The organism is Streptomyces sp. P9(2023) (assembly GCF_032436795.1).
GTDB lineage: Bacteria > Actinomycetota > Actinomycetes > Streptomycetales > Streptomycetaceae > Streptomyces.
The window spans coordinates 50,511-63,450 of the sequence record NZ_JAUPWM010000016.1 but is presented as its reverse complement, the minus strand read 5'-3'; the positions used below and the strand labels follow the sequence as shown (position 1 = coordinate 63,450).

Here is a 12,940-nt window from a genome sequence, read left to right as displayed (position 1 = left end):
TCGTACGAGAGAAGGCCTGTCCCATGAACTTCGCCCCGCTCCCCTCGGTGGACGTGGCTTCCGTGCCGGCCGACGCCCTGGTGCTGGACGTCCGCGAGGACGACGAGTGGACGGCCGGTCACGCCGAGGGTGCGCTGCACGTGCCGATGAGCGGCTTCGTGGCGCGCTTCGGTGAGGTGACCGAGGCCGTGGCCGACGGGCGTCGGGCGTATGTGATGTGCCGGGTCGGTGGCCGGTCTGCGCAGGTCACGCAGTATCTGGTGCAGCAGGGGATCGACGCGGTGAACGTCGACGGCGGCATGATCGCCTGGGACGCGGCCGGACGGCCTGTGGTGTCGGAGTCCGGCACCCCGGGTTTTGTGGCCTGATCCCTTACTGACCCCGGGGCGCGGTCCTGGCTCTGATCAGCCGAGCGGGTGGGCGGCCAGGAGGTCGCCCAGGGCTTCTTCGTGGGCCGCGGCGGGGCCGAGGGCGAGTTCGATCTGTTTGGCCCAGGCGTGGTAGCGGTGCAGCGGGTAGTCGGTGTCTGCGCCGAAGCCGCCGTGCAGGTGCTGGGCCGTCTGCACCACGCGCCGTACGCCTTCCGAGGCCCAGATCTTGGCGACGGCGATGTCGGCGGCGGGCGGCAGCGGGCCGCCCGCTCCGGTGCTGATGCGCCAGGCGGCCTGCCAGAGGGTGACTTCCATGGCGCGCAGGTCGATGTAGCGGTCGGCGGCCTGGACGGCGACGGCCTGGAAGGTGGCCACGGGGTGGCCGAACTGTTCGCGTTTGCCGGTGTATTGGCTCGTCATGGTGAGGACGTTCTCGGCCAGGCCGAGGGCCAGGGCGCAGGTGCCGGTGGCGAGGACGCCGCGGAGCCAGTCCCAGGCGCCGTCGGTGTCGATGACGTCGGCGCTGTCGAGCCGTACGGATTCCAGGTGGAGTTCGGCGAGGAGTTCGCCGCTGGTGGAGAACTGTGCGGCCAGGGTGAGGCCGGGGTGGGTGCGCGGGAGCAGGGCGAGGACGGCCTGTCCTTCGGCGGTGTGGGCGGGGACGGCGATCCGGTCGGCGCCGTGGGCCCAGGGGACGGCGCTCTGGAGGCCGTCGAGGACCCAGTCGGTGCCGTCGCGGTGGGCGGTGACGGCGAGTTCGGCGGGGTCGTGGCCCGTGCGGCCGTTGGCGGCGGCGGTGAGGACGAGTTCGCCGCGGCCGACGCGGGGGAGGAGTTCCGCGGCGGTGCGCGGGTCGGCGTACCGTTCGACGGTCATGGCGACCGCGCTGGTCTCCAGGAGGGGGACGCGGGCGAGGACGCGGGCGGATTCGCGCAGGACGAGGCAGAGGGCGATGGTGTCGAGGCCGGCGCCGCCGTGTTCGGGTGCGAGGACGAGGCCGAGCAGGTCGGCGGTGGCGAGGCGGGACCAGAGCGGGCGGTCGAAGTCGTCGGCGACGGCTCCGGGGGTGAGCGCGGGGCTCGGTACGGAGTCGGGTGCGACGCCGGAGAAGACCGCCTTGGCCGCCTCGACGGCCGCCTGCTGTTCCTCGGTGAAGGTGAAGTCCACGGCCATGCCCTCCCGTTGCCTGTCTGACGGATCGTCAAGATAGAACAGGTTCTAGGGGAAGGGAATGGCCGCGCGTGGGGACGGTGCGGTCAGCGGTCGAAGTCCAGCTCCACCTCGGGGGTGGCGGGGCGGGACTGGCAGGCCAGGACGTAGCCGGCCTCGGTCTCCTCCGGTTCCAGCGCGAAGTTGCGGTCCATGCGCACCTCGCCGTCGACGAGGAAGGCGCGGCAGGTGCCGCACACGCCGCCCTTGCAGGCGTACGGGGCGTCGGCGCGGGCGCGGAGCACCGTTTCGAGGAGCGTCTCGCCTTCCTGCACGGGCCAGTTGCCGGAGCGGCCGTGGAGGGTGGCGGTGAGTGTGGCGTGCACGGGGGCGTCGGTCCGGGGCGCGGGGGCGGGGGCCGACCCGTCGTCTACGTGGAAGATCTCCTGGTGGATCCGGGAGCGGTCGACGCCGAGGCCGCGCAGGGCGCGTTCGGCGGCTGTGACGAGCCCGAAGGGTCCGCACAGGAACCAGCCGTCGATGTCGTCGACGGGCAGCAGCGCGGGGAGCAGGCCGGTGAGGCGCTCCTGGTCGAGGCGCCCGGACGGCAGGCCCGCCTGCTGCTCTTCGCGGGAGAGCGCGGTGACGAGCTGGAAGCGGTCGGGGAAGCGGTCCTTGAGGTCGGCGACGTCGTCCAGGAACATCGTGGAGGAGGCGGTGCGGTCGCTGCGGATGAGGCAGAACCGGGCGTCTGGTTCCGCGGCGAGGAGGGTTGCCGCCATGGACAGGACGGGTGTGATGCCGCTGCCGCCGACGACGGCGGCGAAGTGGCCGGGGCGGGGCGTGAGCGTGAAGCGTCCCATCGGTTCCATGACGTCGACGGTGTCGCCGACGGCCAGTTCCTTCAGGGCGTAGGTGGAGAACTCGCCGCCGTCGACCAGCCGGATGCCGACGCGCAGGACGGGGTCCTGGCCGGTGGGGGTGGCCGGCGCGCAGATCGAGTACGTACGGCGGATCTCCTCGCCGTCCTGTGCGGTGCGGCGCAGGGCGAGGTGCTGGCCGGGGGTGTGGCGGTAGGCGTCGCGCAGCTCGGCCGGGACGGCGAAGGTGACGGCCACCGAGTCGTCCGTGAGCTGCTCGACCTCGCTCACCCGGAGCGGATGGAACCCGGCCCGTCCGGAGCCTGAGGACTGCATCTACAACTCCTTGAAGTGGTCGAACGGTTCGCGGCAGACCGTGCAGCGGCGCAGCGCCTTGCAGGCGGTGGAGGAGAACCGGCTGAGCAGTTCGGTCTCGGTGGAGCCGCAGTTCGGGCAGCGGATCGCGAGGGTGAGGGGGACGGGGCCGCCGGCCGGGCCCTGAGGGCGGGGCGGGGCGATGCCGAACTCGGCGAGTTTGCGCCGTCCTTCGTCGCTGATGTCGTCGGTGGACCAGGCGGGTGCGAGGACCGTGACGACGGAGACGTCGGGGACGCCGTGTTCGTGCAGGGCGTGCTCGATGTCCGAGGACATCGCCTCGATCGCGGGGCAGCCGGTGTACGTCGGGGTCAGCTCGACCTCGACGCGGCCGGGGCCGAGGATCTGGACGCCGCGCAGGACGCCGAGCTCTCCGAGGGTGAGGACGGGCAGCTCGGGGTCGGGTACGGCGCCGGCGATCCGGCTCAGTTCCCGCTCCAGGGCGGTCATCTCGCGGTCGGCCAGGTCGGCCAGGTCGGTCGTGGTGGTCACCATGACGCCCCCGGGTGGCTGCGGTGCAGGTGCTGCATTTCGGCGAGCATCCGCCCGAAGGGCTCGGTGTGCAGGCCCTGTCGGCCGGCTCCGGCGCGCCAGCCGCCGGTGTGCGGGCCGTCGGGGACGGTGAGGGTGGCCCGTTCGAGGACGGTCGTGATCGAGTCGAGCCAGGCGGCCCGCAGGGCCTCGTGGTCCACGTCGAGGCCCGCGACGGGCTGGAACAGCTCGCCGGTGTAGCGCCAGAGGGCGTCGCAGGCGCGCTGCATGCGCTCGTGGCTCTCGGGGGTGCCGTCGCCGAGGCGGAGGGTCCAGTGCTCGGCGTGGTCCTGGTGGTACGCGACTTCCTTGACGGCCTTCGCCGCGAGTCCGCTCAGGGGGCCGTCGCCGGCCGCCAGCTGTCCGTGGAGGAGTCGCTGGTAGGTGGAGAAGTAGAGCTGGCGGGCGATGGTGTGGGCGAAGTCGCCGTTGGGCTGCTCGACGAGCTGGGTGTTGCGGAAGGCGCGTTCCTCGCGGAGGTAGGCGAGTTCGTCCTCGTCCCCGACGAGGGAGAGCAGGACGCGGGCCTGGCCGAGCAGGTCGAGCGCGATGTTCGCGAGGGCGACCTCCTCCTCCAGGACGGGCGCGTCGCCCGCCCACTCCCCCAGCCGGTGGGAGAGTACGAGGGCGTCGTCGCCGAGGGCCAGGGCGGCTTCGGTGATCCCGGCGCCGGACATGGTGGTGTCGGACATGGTGGTGTCGGTGGTCTCGCTCACAGGTGCTTCACCCCCTCGGGGATCTCGTAGAAGGTCGGGTGGCGGTAGGGCTTGTCCGCCGACGGCTCGAAGAACGGGTCCTTCTCGTCGGGCGAGGAGGCGGTGATCGCCGCGGACGGCACCACCCAGATCGAGACGCCTTCGCTACGGCGGGTGTACAGGTCGCGGGCGTTGCGCAGCGCCATCTCGGCGTCCGGCGCGTGCAGGCTGCCGGCGTGGGTGTGGGACAGTCCGCGGCGCGAGCGCACGAACACCTCCCACAGGGGCCATCCGTCGGTGGTCATGCCCGTGCCTCCCCGTGCGTGTCCCGCGCTGCCGCGGGCGTGTGCTTGTCGGCGTATGCCGCCGCTGCTTCTCTGACCCAGGCCCCGTCCTCGTGGGCCCGGCGGCGCCGGTCGAGCCGCTGCTCGTTGCAGGGGCCGTTGCCCTTCAGGACGTCCTGGAACTCGGCCCAGTCGATGGCGCCGAAGTCGTGGTGTCCGCGCTCCTCGTTCCACCGCAGGTCGGGGTCCGGGAGGGTGAGTCCGAGGGCCTCGGCCTGGGGGACGGCGATGTCCACGAACCGCTGGCGCAGCTCGTCGTTGGAGTGGCGCTTGATCTTCCAGGCCATGGACTGGGCGGAGTGCGCCGACGCGTCGTCCGGCGGGCCGAACATCATCAGCGAGGGCCACCACCAGCGGTTCACCGCGTCCTGCGCCATGGCGTGCTGCTCCTCGGTGCCCTGGGAGAGGGCGAGGAGCGCTTCGTACCCCTGGCGCTGGTGGAAGGACTCCTCCTTGCAGACGCGGACCATCGCGCGGGCGTACGGACCGTACGAGCAGCGGCAGAGCGGGACCTGGTTGGTGATGGCGGCGCCGTCCACGAGCCAGCCGATCGCGCCGACGTCGGCCCAGGTCAGCGTGGGGTAGTTGAAGATCGAGGAGTACTTCTGGCGGCCGGAGTGGAGCTTGTCGAGCAGCTCGTCGCGGCTGGTGCCGAGGGTCTCCGCCGCGCTGTACAGATAGAGCCCGTGGCCCGCCTCGTCCTGGACCTTGGCCATGAGGATCGCCTTGCGGCGCAGCGAGGGCGCGCGGGTGATCCAGTTGGCCTCCGGCTGCATGCCGATGATCTCGGAGTGGGCGTGCTGGGCCATCTGGCGGACGAGGGAGGCCCGGTACGCGTCGGGCATCCAGTCGCGCGGTTCGATGCGCTCGTCGGCGGCGACGGCGGCGTCGAACACCGCCTCGTAGGCCGCCTGCGCCGCTGCCTCGGCTGCCGCGGCGGCCGTGTCCGGCGCGCTCTGCGCGGCCGCCCGCGCGTCCTGTGCGTCCGCGGTCACTGCGGTCGCTGCCGTCCCTGCGGTCATCGCACTCCCTACCGACCGATCGTTCGGTTGAATGACTTCAATGGTCGGTCGGCGGCCCGTATGGTGTCAACCCTGTGGATGACCGAGGGCGTACGGATCGGGATCGGGGCGGGATGGCAGCGCACGACGACGCGGACGTACGCGAGGCGCATTCCTCGCCCGAACCGGGGCCCGCACCGGGGCCCGGACCGGCGCCACGCGCGGACACGCCCCGACGCGTCCACGGCGCCGGGATCGCCACGCTCTCCTTCCCGTACCAGGTCGCGGCGGCCGTGGCCCTCGCCGGCGTGACGGTCTTCGCCGGTGTCCACCTCGCGATGGTGTTCCTGCACGTCGCGCCCTCGAACACGCTGACCAAGCAGCACGGCGCGGCTGTGGACGAATGGATCTATCCCGAGTTCGAGCAGAACTGGAAGCTGTTCGCCCCCAACCCGCTCCAGCAGAACGTCGCCGTCCAGGTCCGCGCCGAGATCGCGGGTTCGGGCGGCGCCCCGAGCCGCACCACCGGCTGGATCGATCTGACCGCGCAGGACGCGGAGGCGATCCGCGGCAGCCTCGTGCCCAGCCACACCGAACAGAACGAGCTCCGCCGGGCGTGGGACTTCTATCTCAACTCCCACACCGAGGACCATCGGCCCAACGGTCTGCGCGGCCGCCTCTCCGAGGAGTACGTCCGCCGGATCGTCATGCTCCGTCTCGACGGCGAGAACCTCGGCGGCACGGTGGAGCGGATCCAGCTCCGCTCCACCACCCGCGCCGTTCCCGCCCCGCCGTGGAGCACCGAGAAGACGAACACGGACCCCGTCCACCGGGAGCTTCCGTGGTGGAAGGTGAGCGCCGCCGATCTGCCGGGCGGGGCGCGGGACGACCGCACGGAGGCAGGCCGGTGAACCGATCATCCACACCCCCGGGGCCCGGGAACGCCGTCTCCGCGCCCCGCGAGCCGTTCGACCGTCGGCTCGCGCGGGGCATCCAGCGGGTCACCGCCTCCGCCCTCGGCCCATACCAGACGGCGATCGTCCGCATCGGCTTCTCGCTCACCTGGCTGCTCTTCCTGCTGCGCGAGCTGCCACGCCGCCATGAGCTGTACGGCCCCGACAGCCCCTGGGCGTGGGAGATGGGCCGGCAGCTGATCGCGCAGAACGACGCGTTCACGGTGCTGATGTGGTCGGACAGCGCGCTCTGGTTCGAGATCGTCTACGCGCTCGCCGTGCTCTCCGCCGTTCTGCTGCTGCTCGGCTGGCACACCCGTGCCCTGTCGGTGGTCTTCATGGTCGGCGTGCTGTCCCTGCAGAATCGCTCCGTCTTCGTGGGCGACGGCGGGGACAACGTCGTCCACCTCGCCGCGATCTACCTCGTCCTGACCCGCTGCGGTCAGGTCTGGTCCCTGGACGCCCGCCGGGCCGCCCGCGAGGCCCGGGCGGCGGAGGCCGGGCAGGCGCCGGGGCGGGACGTCGTCGGGCCGCTGCTGTGGACGGTGCTCGGCGGCCTGCTGCTCGCCGCCACGTACTTCTCCGACACCAACGGCTCGGCCTGGCTGCTGGTGATGCTGTGGGTGCTGTGGCTCGGGCAGGGGCTGTGGTGGCTGGTGTGCCGCTACGCGCCGGGCGAGCCGCGCACCCTCCTGGACGTCCTCGCCAACCTCACGCACAACGCCGCCCTCGTCGTGATCATGGCCGAGGTCTGTCTGATCTACGCGACGGCCGGCTGGTACAAGATCCAGGGTTCGCGCTGGCAGGACGGCACCGCGCTCTACTACCCGCTCCAGCTGGACTACTTCTCGCCCTGGCCCGCCCTGTCCGACCTGCTGGCCTCCAGCGGCGTGATGGTGATGGTGCTGACCTACGGCACCGTGCTGATCCAGGTCGCCTTCCCCTTCGCCCTGCTCAACCGGAAGGCCAAGAACGTCCTGCTGGTCGCGATGATGCTGGAGCACGCCGGCATCGCCGTCCTCCTCGGTCTCCCGCTCTTCTCGCTCGCGATGATCTCCGCCGACGCGGTGTTCCTGCCGACGGCGTTCCTGCTGTGGCTGGGCACGCGGGTGGGGCGCGGCAGGGACCGGCTGCTGGGCCGACCGCGCGGTGCGCTGCCCGACCAGCGCCGTACGGGTGAGGAGGCCGCCCCCCGTACCCTCGTGGGGTGAGCACCGCTGAACAGTCCGAGCCGATCCAGTACGACGAGGGGTACGCCCCCGAGGTCGGTGTCGGGCCGCATCCGCTGCCCTGGCCGGACGGCGAGCGCTACGACCCGGAGCTGCTGGCCGGCGGGGACCGGCGCAATGTCGTCGACCGCTACCGGTACTGGACGCGGGAGGCGATCGTCGCCGACCTGGACTCCCGGCGGCACGACTTCCATGTCGCGGTCGAGAACTGGGGCCACGACTTCAACATCGGGTCGGTGGTGCGGACCGCCAACGCCTTCCTGGCGAAGGAGATCCACATCGTCGGTCGGCGGCGCTGGAACCGGCGCGGGGCGATGGTCACCGACCGCTACCAGCATGTGCGCCACCACCCGGACACCGAGTCGCTGACGGCGTGGGCGGCGGCCGAGGGGCTGCCGATCATCGGCATCGACAACCTGCCGGGCGCGGTGCCGCTGGAGCGGACCGTGCTGCCGCGCCGCTGTGTGCTGCTCTTCGGCCAGGAGGGGCCGGGCCTCACGGAGGAGGCCCGGAACCACGCGGAGATGGTCTGCTCGATCGCCCAGTTCGGTTCGACCCGTTCGATCAACGCGGGCGCCGCCGCGGCGGTCGCGATGCACGCGTGGGTGCAGCGGTACGCCGAGGTCTCCTAGCTCACCCCTGAGCCCTGGGTCTCGCGGAGCCCCGTAGGGCCCCGCGAGCGCCGTGGGTCAGGCCTGGCGGCGGACCTCCACCACCCGGAAGCGGTTGGCGACGAACGCTCCGTCGCACAGGGCCGCGTTCGCCGCCGGGTTGCCGCCGGAGCCGTGGAAGTCGGAGAACGCCGCCGTCTGGTTGACGTACACCCCGCCCGTCAGGTTCAGCGAGAGCTGGGCCGACTCCTCCAGGCAGACCTCCTCGACGGCGCGCTCGGTCTCGGCCGAGGTGGTGTACGCCCCGACCGTCATCGCGCCCTTCTCGCGGACCGTGCGCCGCAGCAGCTCCAGCGCGTCGGCCGTCGAGTCGACGGAGACGGCGAAGGAGACCGGGCCGAAGCACTCGGAGAAGTACGCCGCGTCCGCGTCCGGCTTGGAGCCGTCCAGCTTGACGATGACCGGCGTACGGACGACGGCGTCCGGGAAGTCAGGGTTCGCCACCTCGCGGGAGGCCAGCGCCACCTCGCCGAGGCTCGCGGCCGCCTCCAGGCGGGCCTTCACGTCCGGGTTGACCAGGGCGCCGAGCAGCGCGTTCGCCCGGGCGTCGTCGCCGAGGAGACCGCCGACGGCCGCCGACAGATCGGCGACCACCTCGTCGTACGACTTGGGGCCCGCGTCGGTGGTGATGCCGTCGCGGGGGATCAGCAGGTTCTGCGGGGTGGTGCACATCTGGCCGCTGTACAGCGAGAGCGAGAACGCCAGGTTGGAGAGCATCCCCTTGTAGTCGTCGGTGGAGTCGACGACCACCGTGTTGACGCCGGCCTTCTCCGTGTAGACCTGCGCCTGGCGGGCGTTGGCCTCCAGCCAGTCGCCGAAGGCGGTGGAGCCGGTGTAGTCGATGATCCGGATCTCGGGGCGGACGGCCAGGGTCTTGGCGATGCCCTCGCCGGGCCGCTCGACGGCCAGCGCGACCAGGTTCGGGTCGAAGCCGGACTCGGCGAGGACCTCGCGGGCGACCCGGACGGTGAGCGCCAGCGGGAGGACGGCGCGCGGGTGCGGCTTGACCAGGACCGGGTTGCCGGTGGCGAGGGAGGCGAAGAGGCCCGGGTAGCCGTTCCAGGTCGGGAAGGTGTTGCAGCCGACGACGAGCGCGATGCCGCGCGCGACGGGGGTGAACGCCTTCGTCAGCTCCAGCGGGTCCCGCTTGCCCTGCGGCTTGGACCAGTCGGCGCCGCCCGGGGTGCGGGTCTGCTCCGCGTACGCGTACGCCACCGCCTCCAGGCCGCGGTCCTGGGCGTGCGGGCCGCCCGCCTGGAACGCCATCATGAAGGCCTGGCCGCTGGTGTGCATGACGGCGTGCGCGAACTCGTGGGTGCGGGCGGAGATCCGGGCGAGGATCTCCACGCAGACCAGGGCGCGGACCTCGGGGCCGGCGTCGCGCCAGGCGGCCATGCCGGCGCGCATCGCGGGCAGCAGGACGTCGATGTCGGCGTGCGGGTACTCGATGCCGAGCGCCGGGCCGTACGGCGAGGTCTCCTCGCCGGTCCAGCCGTCCGTGCCGGGCTGGTCCAGCTCGAAGCGGGTGTCCAGCAGGGCCTTGTACGCCTCGAGACCGGCGGCGGCGTCCAGCGAGCCGTTCTCACCGTAGGCCTTGGGGTGCTCGGGGTGGGGCGACCAGTAGGCACGGGTGCGGATGGTGTCGAGTGCCTGGTCGAGTGTGGACCGGTGCTTCTCGGCCAGAGCGTCGGTGGTCAGCTGAGCGGCGGCCATGGCGGGACCAACTCCTCGTCGAGCTAGATCGGTTCGGCGCGCGTGACGCTGCGCGGAGCCCTCCACGGCGGATGGCCGCGGAAGACGGGTGGGCAGGGACGAGCGGACAGAGTTAGAGTAACCGAACGATCGGTCGGGACAAGGGGGTCTGTCGAAGCTGTGGACAACTCATCGGGGAGGATCAGTCGTATGACCGCCAATGTGAGCGACCCGGCGTCGGACGCCACCCCGGCCACGGCCCCGGATTCCGGTGCCGACGCCCTCGACCGGAGCCGTACCGTCGCCGTCGTCGGCACGGGGACCATGGGCCAGGGGATCGCGCAGGTCGCGCTGGTCGCCGGGCATCCCGTACGGCTCTACGACAGCGCCCCCGGCCGGGCCGAGGAGGCCGTGGCCGCGCTCGCCGCCCGCCTGGACCGGCTGGTGCAGAAGGGGCGCATGGACGCGGCCGGACGCGACGCCGCCGTGGCGCGGCTGCACGCCGCCCGCGAGCTGACGGAACTGGCCGACGCCGCGCTGGTCGTCGAGGCGATCGTCGAGCAGCTCCCGGTCAAGCAGCGGCTCTTCGCCGAGCTGGAGAAGATCGTCGGCGACGACACCCTGCTCGCCACCAACACCTCCTCCCTCTCCGTCACCGCGATCGCCGGAGGCCTGCGGCTGCCCGGCCGGTTCGTCGGACTGCACTTCTTCAACCCGGCTCCGCTGCTGCCGCTCGTCGAGGTCGTCAGCGGCTTCGCCACCGACGACTCGGCCGCCACGCGCGCGTACGAGACCGCGAAGAGCTGGGGCAAGACCCCGGTGCGCTGCGCCGACACCCCCGGCTTCATCGTCAACCGGATCGCCCGGCCCTTCTACGCCGAGGCGCTGCGGGTGTACGAGGAGGGCGCGGCCGACCCCGCCACCATCGACGCCGCCCTGCGTGAGAGCGGCGGCTTCCGGATGGGCCCGTTCGAGTTGACCGACCTCATCGGCCAGGACGTCAACGAGTCCGTCACCCGGTCCGTCTGGGATTCCTTCTTCCAGGACCCGAAGTTCACCCCGTCGCTCGCGCAGCGACGCCTGGTCGAGTCGGCGCGGCTCGGCCGAAAGTCGGGGCACGGCTGGTTCCCGTACGGGGAGGGCGTGACGGCCCCCGAGCCGCACACCGCGCCGCCCGCCGAGCCGCCGGCGTCGGTCACGGTCCAGGGCGACCTGTACCAGGCGCGGGCGCTGGTGGGGCTGTTCGAGGAGTCCGGGATCGCCGTCGAGCGCGCCGACGACGCCGTGCCCGGCTACCCGGGCTGGATCGAGCTGCCCAGCGGGACCCGGCTCTTCCTCGCCGACGGGACGGCCGCCGACGACGCCGAGATGCCGGTCGTCCACATCGACCTGGCGCTGGACTTCGCCACCTGTGAGCGGATCGTCCTCGCGCCCGCGGCCACCGTGGAGGACGCCGCCCTGAAGGAGGCGATCGGCCTTTTCCAGGCGGCCGGCAAGAAGGTCAGCGTCGTCCGTGACATCCCCGGCATGATCGTCGCCCGTACGGTCGCGATGCTCGCCGACTTCGCCTTCGACGCCGCCACGCGCGCGGTGGCGGACGCCGACGACATCGACACCGCGATGCGGCTCGGCGTGAACTACCCGCGCGGGCCGCTCGCCTGGGCCGGGGAGCTGGGCGCGGGCTGGGTCCTGGAGACCCTCTCCAACCTCCACGAGGAGTATCCGACGGGCCGCTACGCCCCGTCGCAGGCGCTGCGCCGCCGCGTCGCCGCGGAACAGGCGGCGGCCGACCGGCGGGACCGGGACGCCGACACGGCCGGCCGGCGGGACTTGGACACGGCCGGCGAGGAGGCTCTGGCATGACGACCGCGAAGCGGGACACGTACACGCCCGAGACGCTGCTCTCCGTCGCCGTGGGGGTCTTCAACGAGCGCGGTTACGACGGCACGTCGATGGAGCACCTCTCCAAGGCCGCCGGGATCTCCAAGTCCTCGATCTACCACCATGTCGCGGGCAAGGAGGAGCTGCTGCGCAGGGCTGTCAGCCGCGCGCTCGACGGGCTCTTCGGGATCCTCGACGAGCCGGACGCCGGGCGTGGGCGGGCCATCGAGCGGGTCGAGTACGTCACCCGGCGCACCGTCGAGGTGCTGATAGCCGAGCTGCCGTACGTGACGCTGCTGCTGCGGGTCCGGGGCAACACGGACACCGAGCGCTGGGCGATGGAGCGGCGCCGGGAGTTCGACCACAGGGTGGCCGACCTGCTGAAGGCCGCGGTGGCCGACGGCGACCTGCGCGCCGATGTGGACATCAAGCTCGCCACCCGGCTGCTCTTCGGCATGATCAACTCGCTGGTGGAGTGGTACCGGCCGCTGCCGGGCGCCCAGGCGGAGGGGCAGCAGCTCGCCGACACCGTCGCCCACCTCGCCTTCGACGGGCTGCGGACGGCCCGCTGAGGCCCGTCCGCGGGTGCCTCTCGGTCCGGACCGTCAGTGGTCCGGATCGAGGTCCGTCTCCTCGAAGACCAGCAGGGTGCGGGTGGACAGGACCTCCGGAATCGACTGGAGCTTGGTCAGCACCAGCTCGCGCAGCGTCCTGTTGTCCGGCGTGTGCACCAGCAGGAGCACGTCGAAGTCCCCGCTGACCAGCGCGATGTGCGCGGCGCCCGGCAGTGCCTGGAGCTGCTCGCGCACGGTCCGCCAGGAGTTCTGCACGATCTTGAGCGTGATGTACGCCGAGGCGCCGTGCCCCGCGCGCTCGTGGTTGACCCGGGCGCTGAAGCCGCGGATCACGCCGTCGTCGATCAGCCGGTTGATCCGCGCGTAGGCGTTGGCCCGGGAGACGTGGACCCGTTCGGCCACGGAGCGTATCGAGGCGCGACCGTCCGTCTGCAGGATGCGCAGGATGTCCCGGTCGATCGCGTCGAGCGGACGGGCCGGCGGGCCCTGCTGTGCTCCGGCCGGGCTCTGGGGCAGTGCCTGTTCCCAGCCGTCGGCCATTTGTTCATCCGCCATGTCCCCCCACCTCTCATTCATGGACGACATGTCTCCATCCCAGGCTGTGGAGAACCGA

The 12,940-nt window shown here is 72.2% G+C and carries 14 protein-coding genes; 6 read left to right on the top strand and 8 right to left on the bottom strand.

Annotated elements, in window-relative coordinates; all coding sequences use genetic code 11:
- Window positions 1-23: 23 nt before the first annotated feature.
- Entirely contained in the window at window positions 24-368 is a 345-nt protein-coding gene (locus Q5762_RS21265) for a rhodanese-like domain-containing protein (RefSeq protein WP_315893769.1), read from the top strand.
- Between the two features lie 36 nt (window positions 369-404).
- Here Q5762_RS21265 and Q5762_RS21260 read toward each other — a convergent pair whose 3' ends face one another.
- From Q5762_RS21260 to paaA, 6 genes are all read right to left on the bottom strand, one after another.
- Window positions 405-1,538, bottom strand: a complete 1,134-nt coding sequence (locus tag Q5762_RS21260) for an acyl-CoA dehydrogenase family protein (protein ID WP_315893831.1) — start codon at window positions 1,536-1,538, stop codon at window positions 405-407.
- 89 nt (window positions 1,539-1,627) lie between these two features.
- Complete coding sequence (locus Q5762_RS21255; protein WP_315893768.1) at window positions 1,628-2,716, bottom strand: 2Fe-2S iron-sulfur cluster-binding protein; 1,089 nt, start codon at window positions 2,714-2,716, stop codon at window positions 1,628-1,630.
- Window positions 2,717-3,250 carry a 1,2-phenylacetyl-CoA epoxidase subunit PaaD gene (gene paaD, locus Q5762_RS21250; RefSeq protein WP_399495219.1) on the bottom strand — a complete coding sequence of 178 codons (534 nt, stop codon included), beginning with the start codon at window positions 3,248-3,250 and terminating at the stop codon, window positions 2,717-2,719. It abuts the gene before it with no gap.
- A complete protein-coding gene (paaC, locus tag Q5762_RS21245) occupies window positions 3,244-3,963 on the bottom strand; it encodes a 1,2-phenylacetyl-CoA epoxidase subunit PaaC (protein WP_315893829.1) in 720 nt (239 codons plus the stop codon). Before paaC ends, paaD begins: the two co-directional genes overlap by 7 nt.
- A 35-nt stretch (window positions 3,964-3,998) precedes the next feature.
- Complete coding sequence (paaB, locus tag Q5762_RS21240; protein ID WP_315893767.1) at window positions 3,999-4,286, bottom strand: 1,2-phenylacetyl-CoA epoxidase subunit PaaB; 288 nt, start codon at window positions 4,284-4,286, stop codon at window positions 3,999-4,001.
- Window positions 4,283-5,347, bottom strand: a complete 1,065-nt coding sequence (paaA, locus tag Q5762_RS21235) for a 1,2-phenylacetyl-CoA epoxidase subunit PaaA (protein ID WP_315893766.1) — start codon at window positions 5,345-5,347, stop codon at window positions 4,283-4,285. The genes paaB and paaA overlap by 4 nt, the downstream gene beginning before the upstream one ends.
- 113 nt (window positions 5,348-5,460) lie before the next feature.
- On the opposite strand from paaA, the gene Q5762_RS21230 reads away from it, so the two are divergent.
- From Q5762_RS21230 to Q5762_RS21220, 3 genes are read left to right on the top strand one after another with little or no spacing between them, the layout of a single operon-like run.
- A complete protein-coding gene (locus Q5762_RS21230) occupies window positions 5,461-6,237 on the top strand; it encodes a DUF5819 family protein (protein ID WP_315893765.1) in 777 nt (258 codons plus the stop codon).
- The gene (locus tag Q5762_RS21225) at window positions 6,234-7,490 is read left to right on the top strand and encodes an HTTM domain-containing protein (protein WP_399495218.1); all 1,257 of its coding nucleotides are present in this window, start codon (window positions 6,234-6,236) and stop codon (window positions 7,488-7,490) included. The genes Q5762_RS21230 and Q5762_RS21225 overlap by 4 nt, the downstream gene beginning before the upstream one ends.
- Complete coding sequence (locus Q5762_RS21220) at window positions 7,487-8,140, top strand: TrmH family RNA methyltransferase (RefSeq protein WP_315893764.1); 654 nt, start codon at window positions 7,487-7,489, stop codon at window positions 8,138-8,140. The genes Q5762_RS21225 and Q5762_RS21220 overlap by 4 nt, the downstream gene beginning before the upstream one ends.
- A gap of 57 nt (window positions 8,141-8,197) precedes the next feature.
- Here Q5762_RS21220 and paaN read toward each other — a convergent pair whose 3' ends face one another.
- Entirely contained in the window at window positions 8,198-9,892 is a 1,695-nt protein-coding gene (paaN, locus tag Q5762_RS21215) for a phenylacetic acid degradation protein PaaN (RefSeq protein WP_315893763.1), read from the bottom strand.
- A gap of 189 nt (window positions 9,893-10,081) precedes the next feature.
- Here paaN and Q5762_RS21210 point away from each other — a divergent pair, with 189 nt between their 5' ends.
- Together Q5762_RS21210 and Q5762_RS21205 are read left to right on the top strand one after the other, a co-directional pair.
- The gene (locus Q5762_RS21210; protein ID WP_315893762.1) at window positions 10,082-11,734 is read left to right on the top strand and encodes a 3-hydroxyacyl-CoA dehydrogenase; all 1,653 of its coding nucleotides are present in this window, start codon (window positions 10,082-10,084) and stop codon (window positions 11,732-11,734) included.
- Window positions 11,731-12,324: a TetR/AcrR family transcriptional regulator gene (locus Q5762_RS21205; protein WP_315893761.1), complete on the top strand. Its 594-nt coding sequence runs from the start codon at window positions 11,731-11,733 to the stop codon at window positions 12,322-12,324. The genes Q5762_RS21210 and Q5762_RS21205 overlap by 4 nt, the downstream gene beginning before the upstream one ends.
- Before the next feature lie 33 nt (window positions 12,325-12,357).
- Here the strand turns inward: Q5762_RS21205 and Q5762_RS21200 are convergent, their stop codons facing one another.
- Entirely contained in the window at window positions 12,358-12,882 is a 525-nt protein-coding gene (locus tag Q5762_RS21200) for an Lrp/AsnC family transcriptional regulator (protein ID WP_399495217.1), read from the bottom strand.
- Window positions 12,883-12,940 lie beyond the last annotated feature (58 nt).

Bases quoted from the DNA above. Each gene is read 5' to 3' on its own strand.
- paaB (WP_315893767.1), bottom strand. From the start codon at position 4,286: ATGACCACCGACGGATGGCCCCTGTGGGAGGTGTTCGTGCGCTCGCGC.
- paaC (WP_315893829.1), bottom strand. From the start codon at position 3,963: ATGTCCGGCGCCGGGATCACCGAAGCCGCCCTGGCCCTCGGCGACGAC.
- Q5762_RS21230 (WP_315893765.1), top strand. From the start codon at position 5,461: ATGGCAGCGCACGACGACGCGGACGTACGCGAGGCGCATTCCTCGCCC.
- Q5762_RS21205 (WP_315893761.1), top strand. From the start codon at position 11,731: ATGACGACCGCGAAGCGGGACACGTACACGCCCGAGACGCTGCTCTCC.
- Q5762_RS21265 (WP_315893769.1), top strand. From the start codon at position 24: ATGAACTTCGCCCCGCTCCCCTCGGTGGACGTGGCTTCCGTGCCGGCC.
- paaA (WP_315893766.1), bottom strand. From the start codon at position 5,347: ATGACCGCAGGGACGGCAGCGACCGCAGTGACCGCGGACGCACAGGAC.
- Q5762_RS21255 (WP_315893768.1), bottom strand. From the start codon at position 2,716: ATGCAGTCCTCAGGCTCCGGACGGGCCGGGTTCCATCCGCTCCGGGTG.
- paaN (WP_315893763.1), bottom strand. From the start codon at position 9,892: ATGGCCGCCGCTCAGCTGACCACCGACGCTCTGGCCGAGAAGCACCGG.
- Q5762_RS21200 (WP_399495217.1), bottom strand. From the start codon at position 12,882: ATGGCGGATGAACAAATGGCCGACGGCTGGGAACAGGCACTGCCCCAG.
- Q5762_RS21210 (WP_315893762.1), top strand. From the start codon at position 10,082: ATGACCGCCAATGTGAGCGACCCGGCGTCGGACGCCACCCCGGCCACG.
- paaD (WP_399495219.1), bottom strand. From the start codon at position 3,250: ATGGTGACCACCACGACCGACCTGGCCGACCTGGCCGACCGCGAGATG.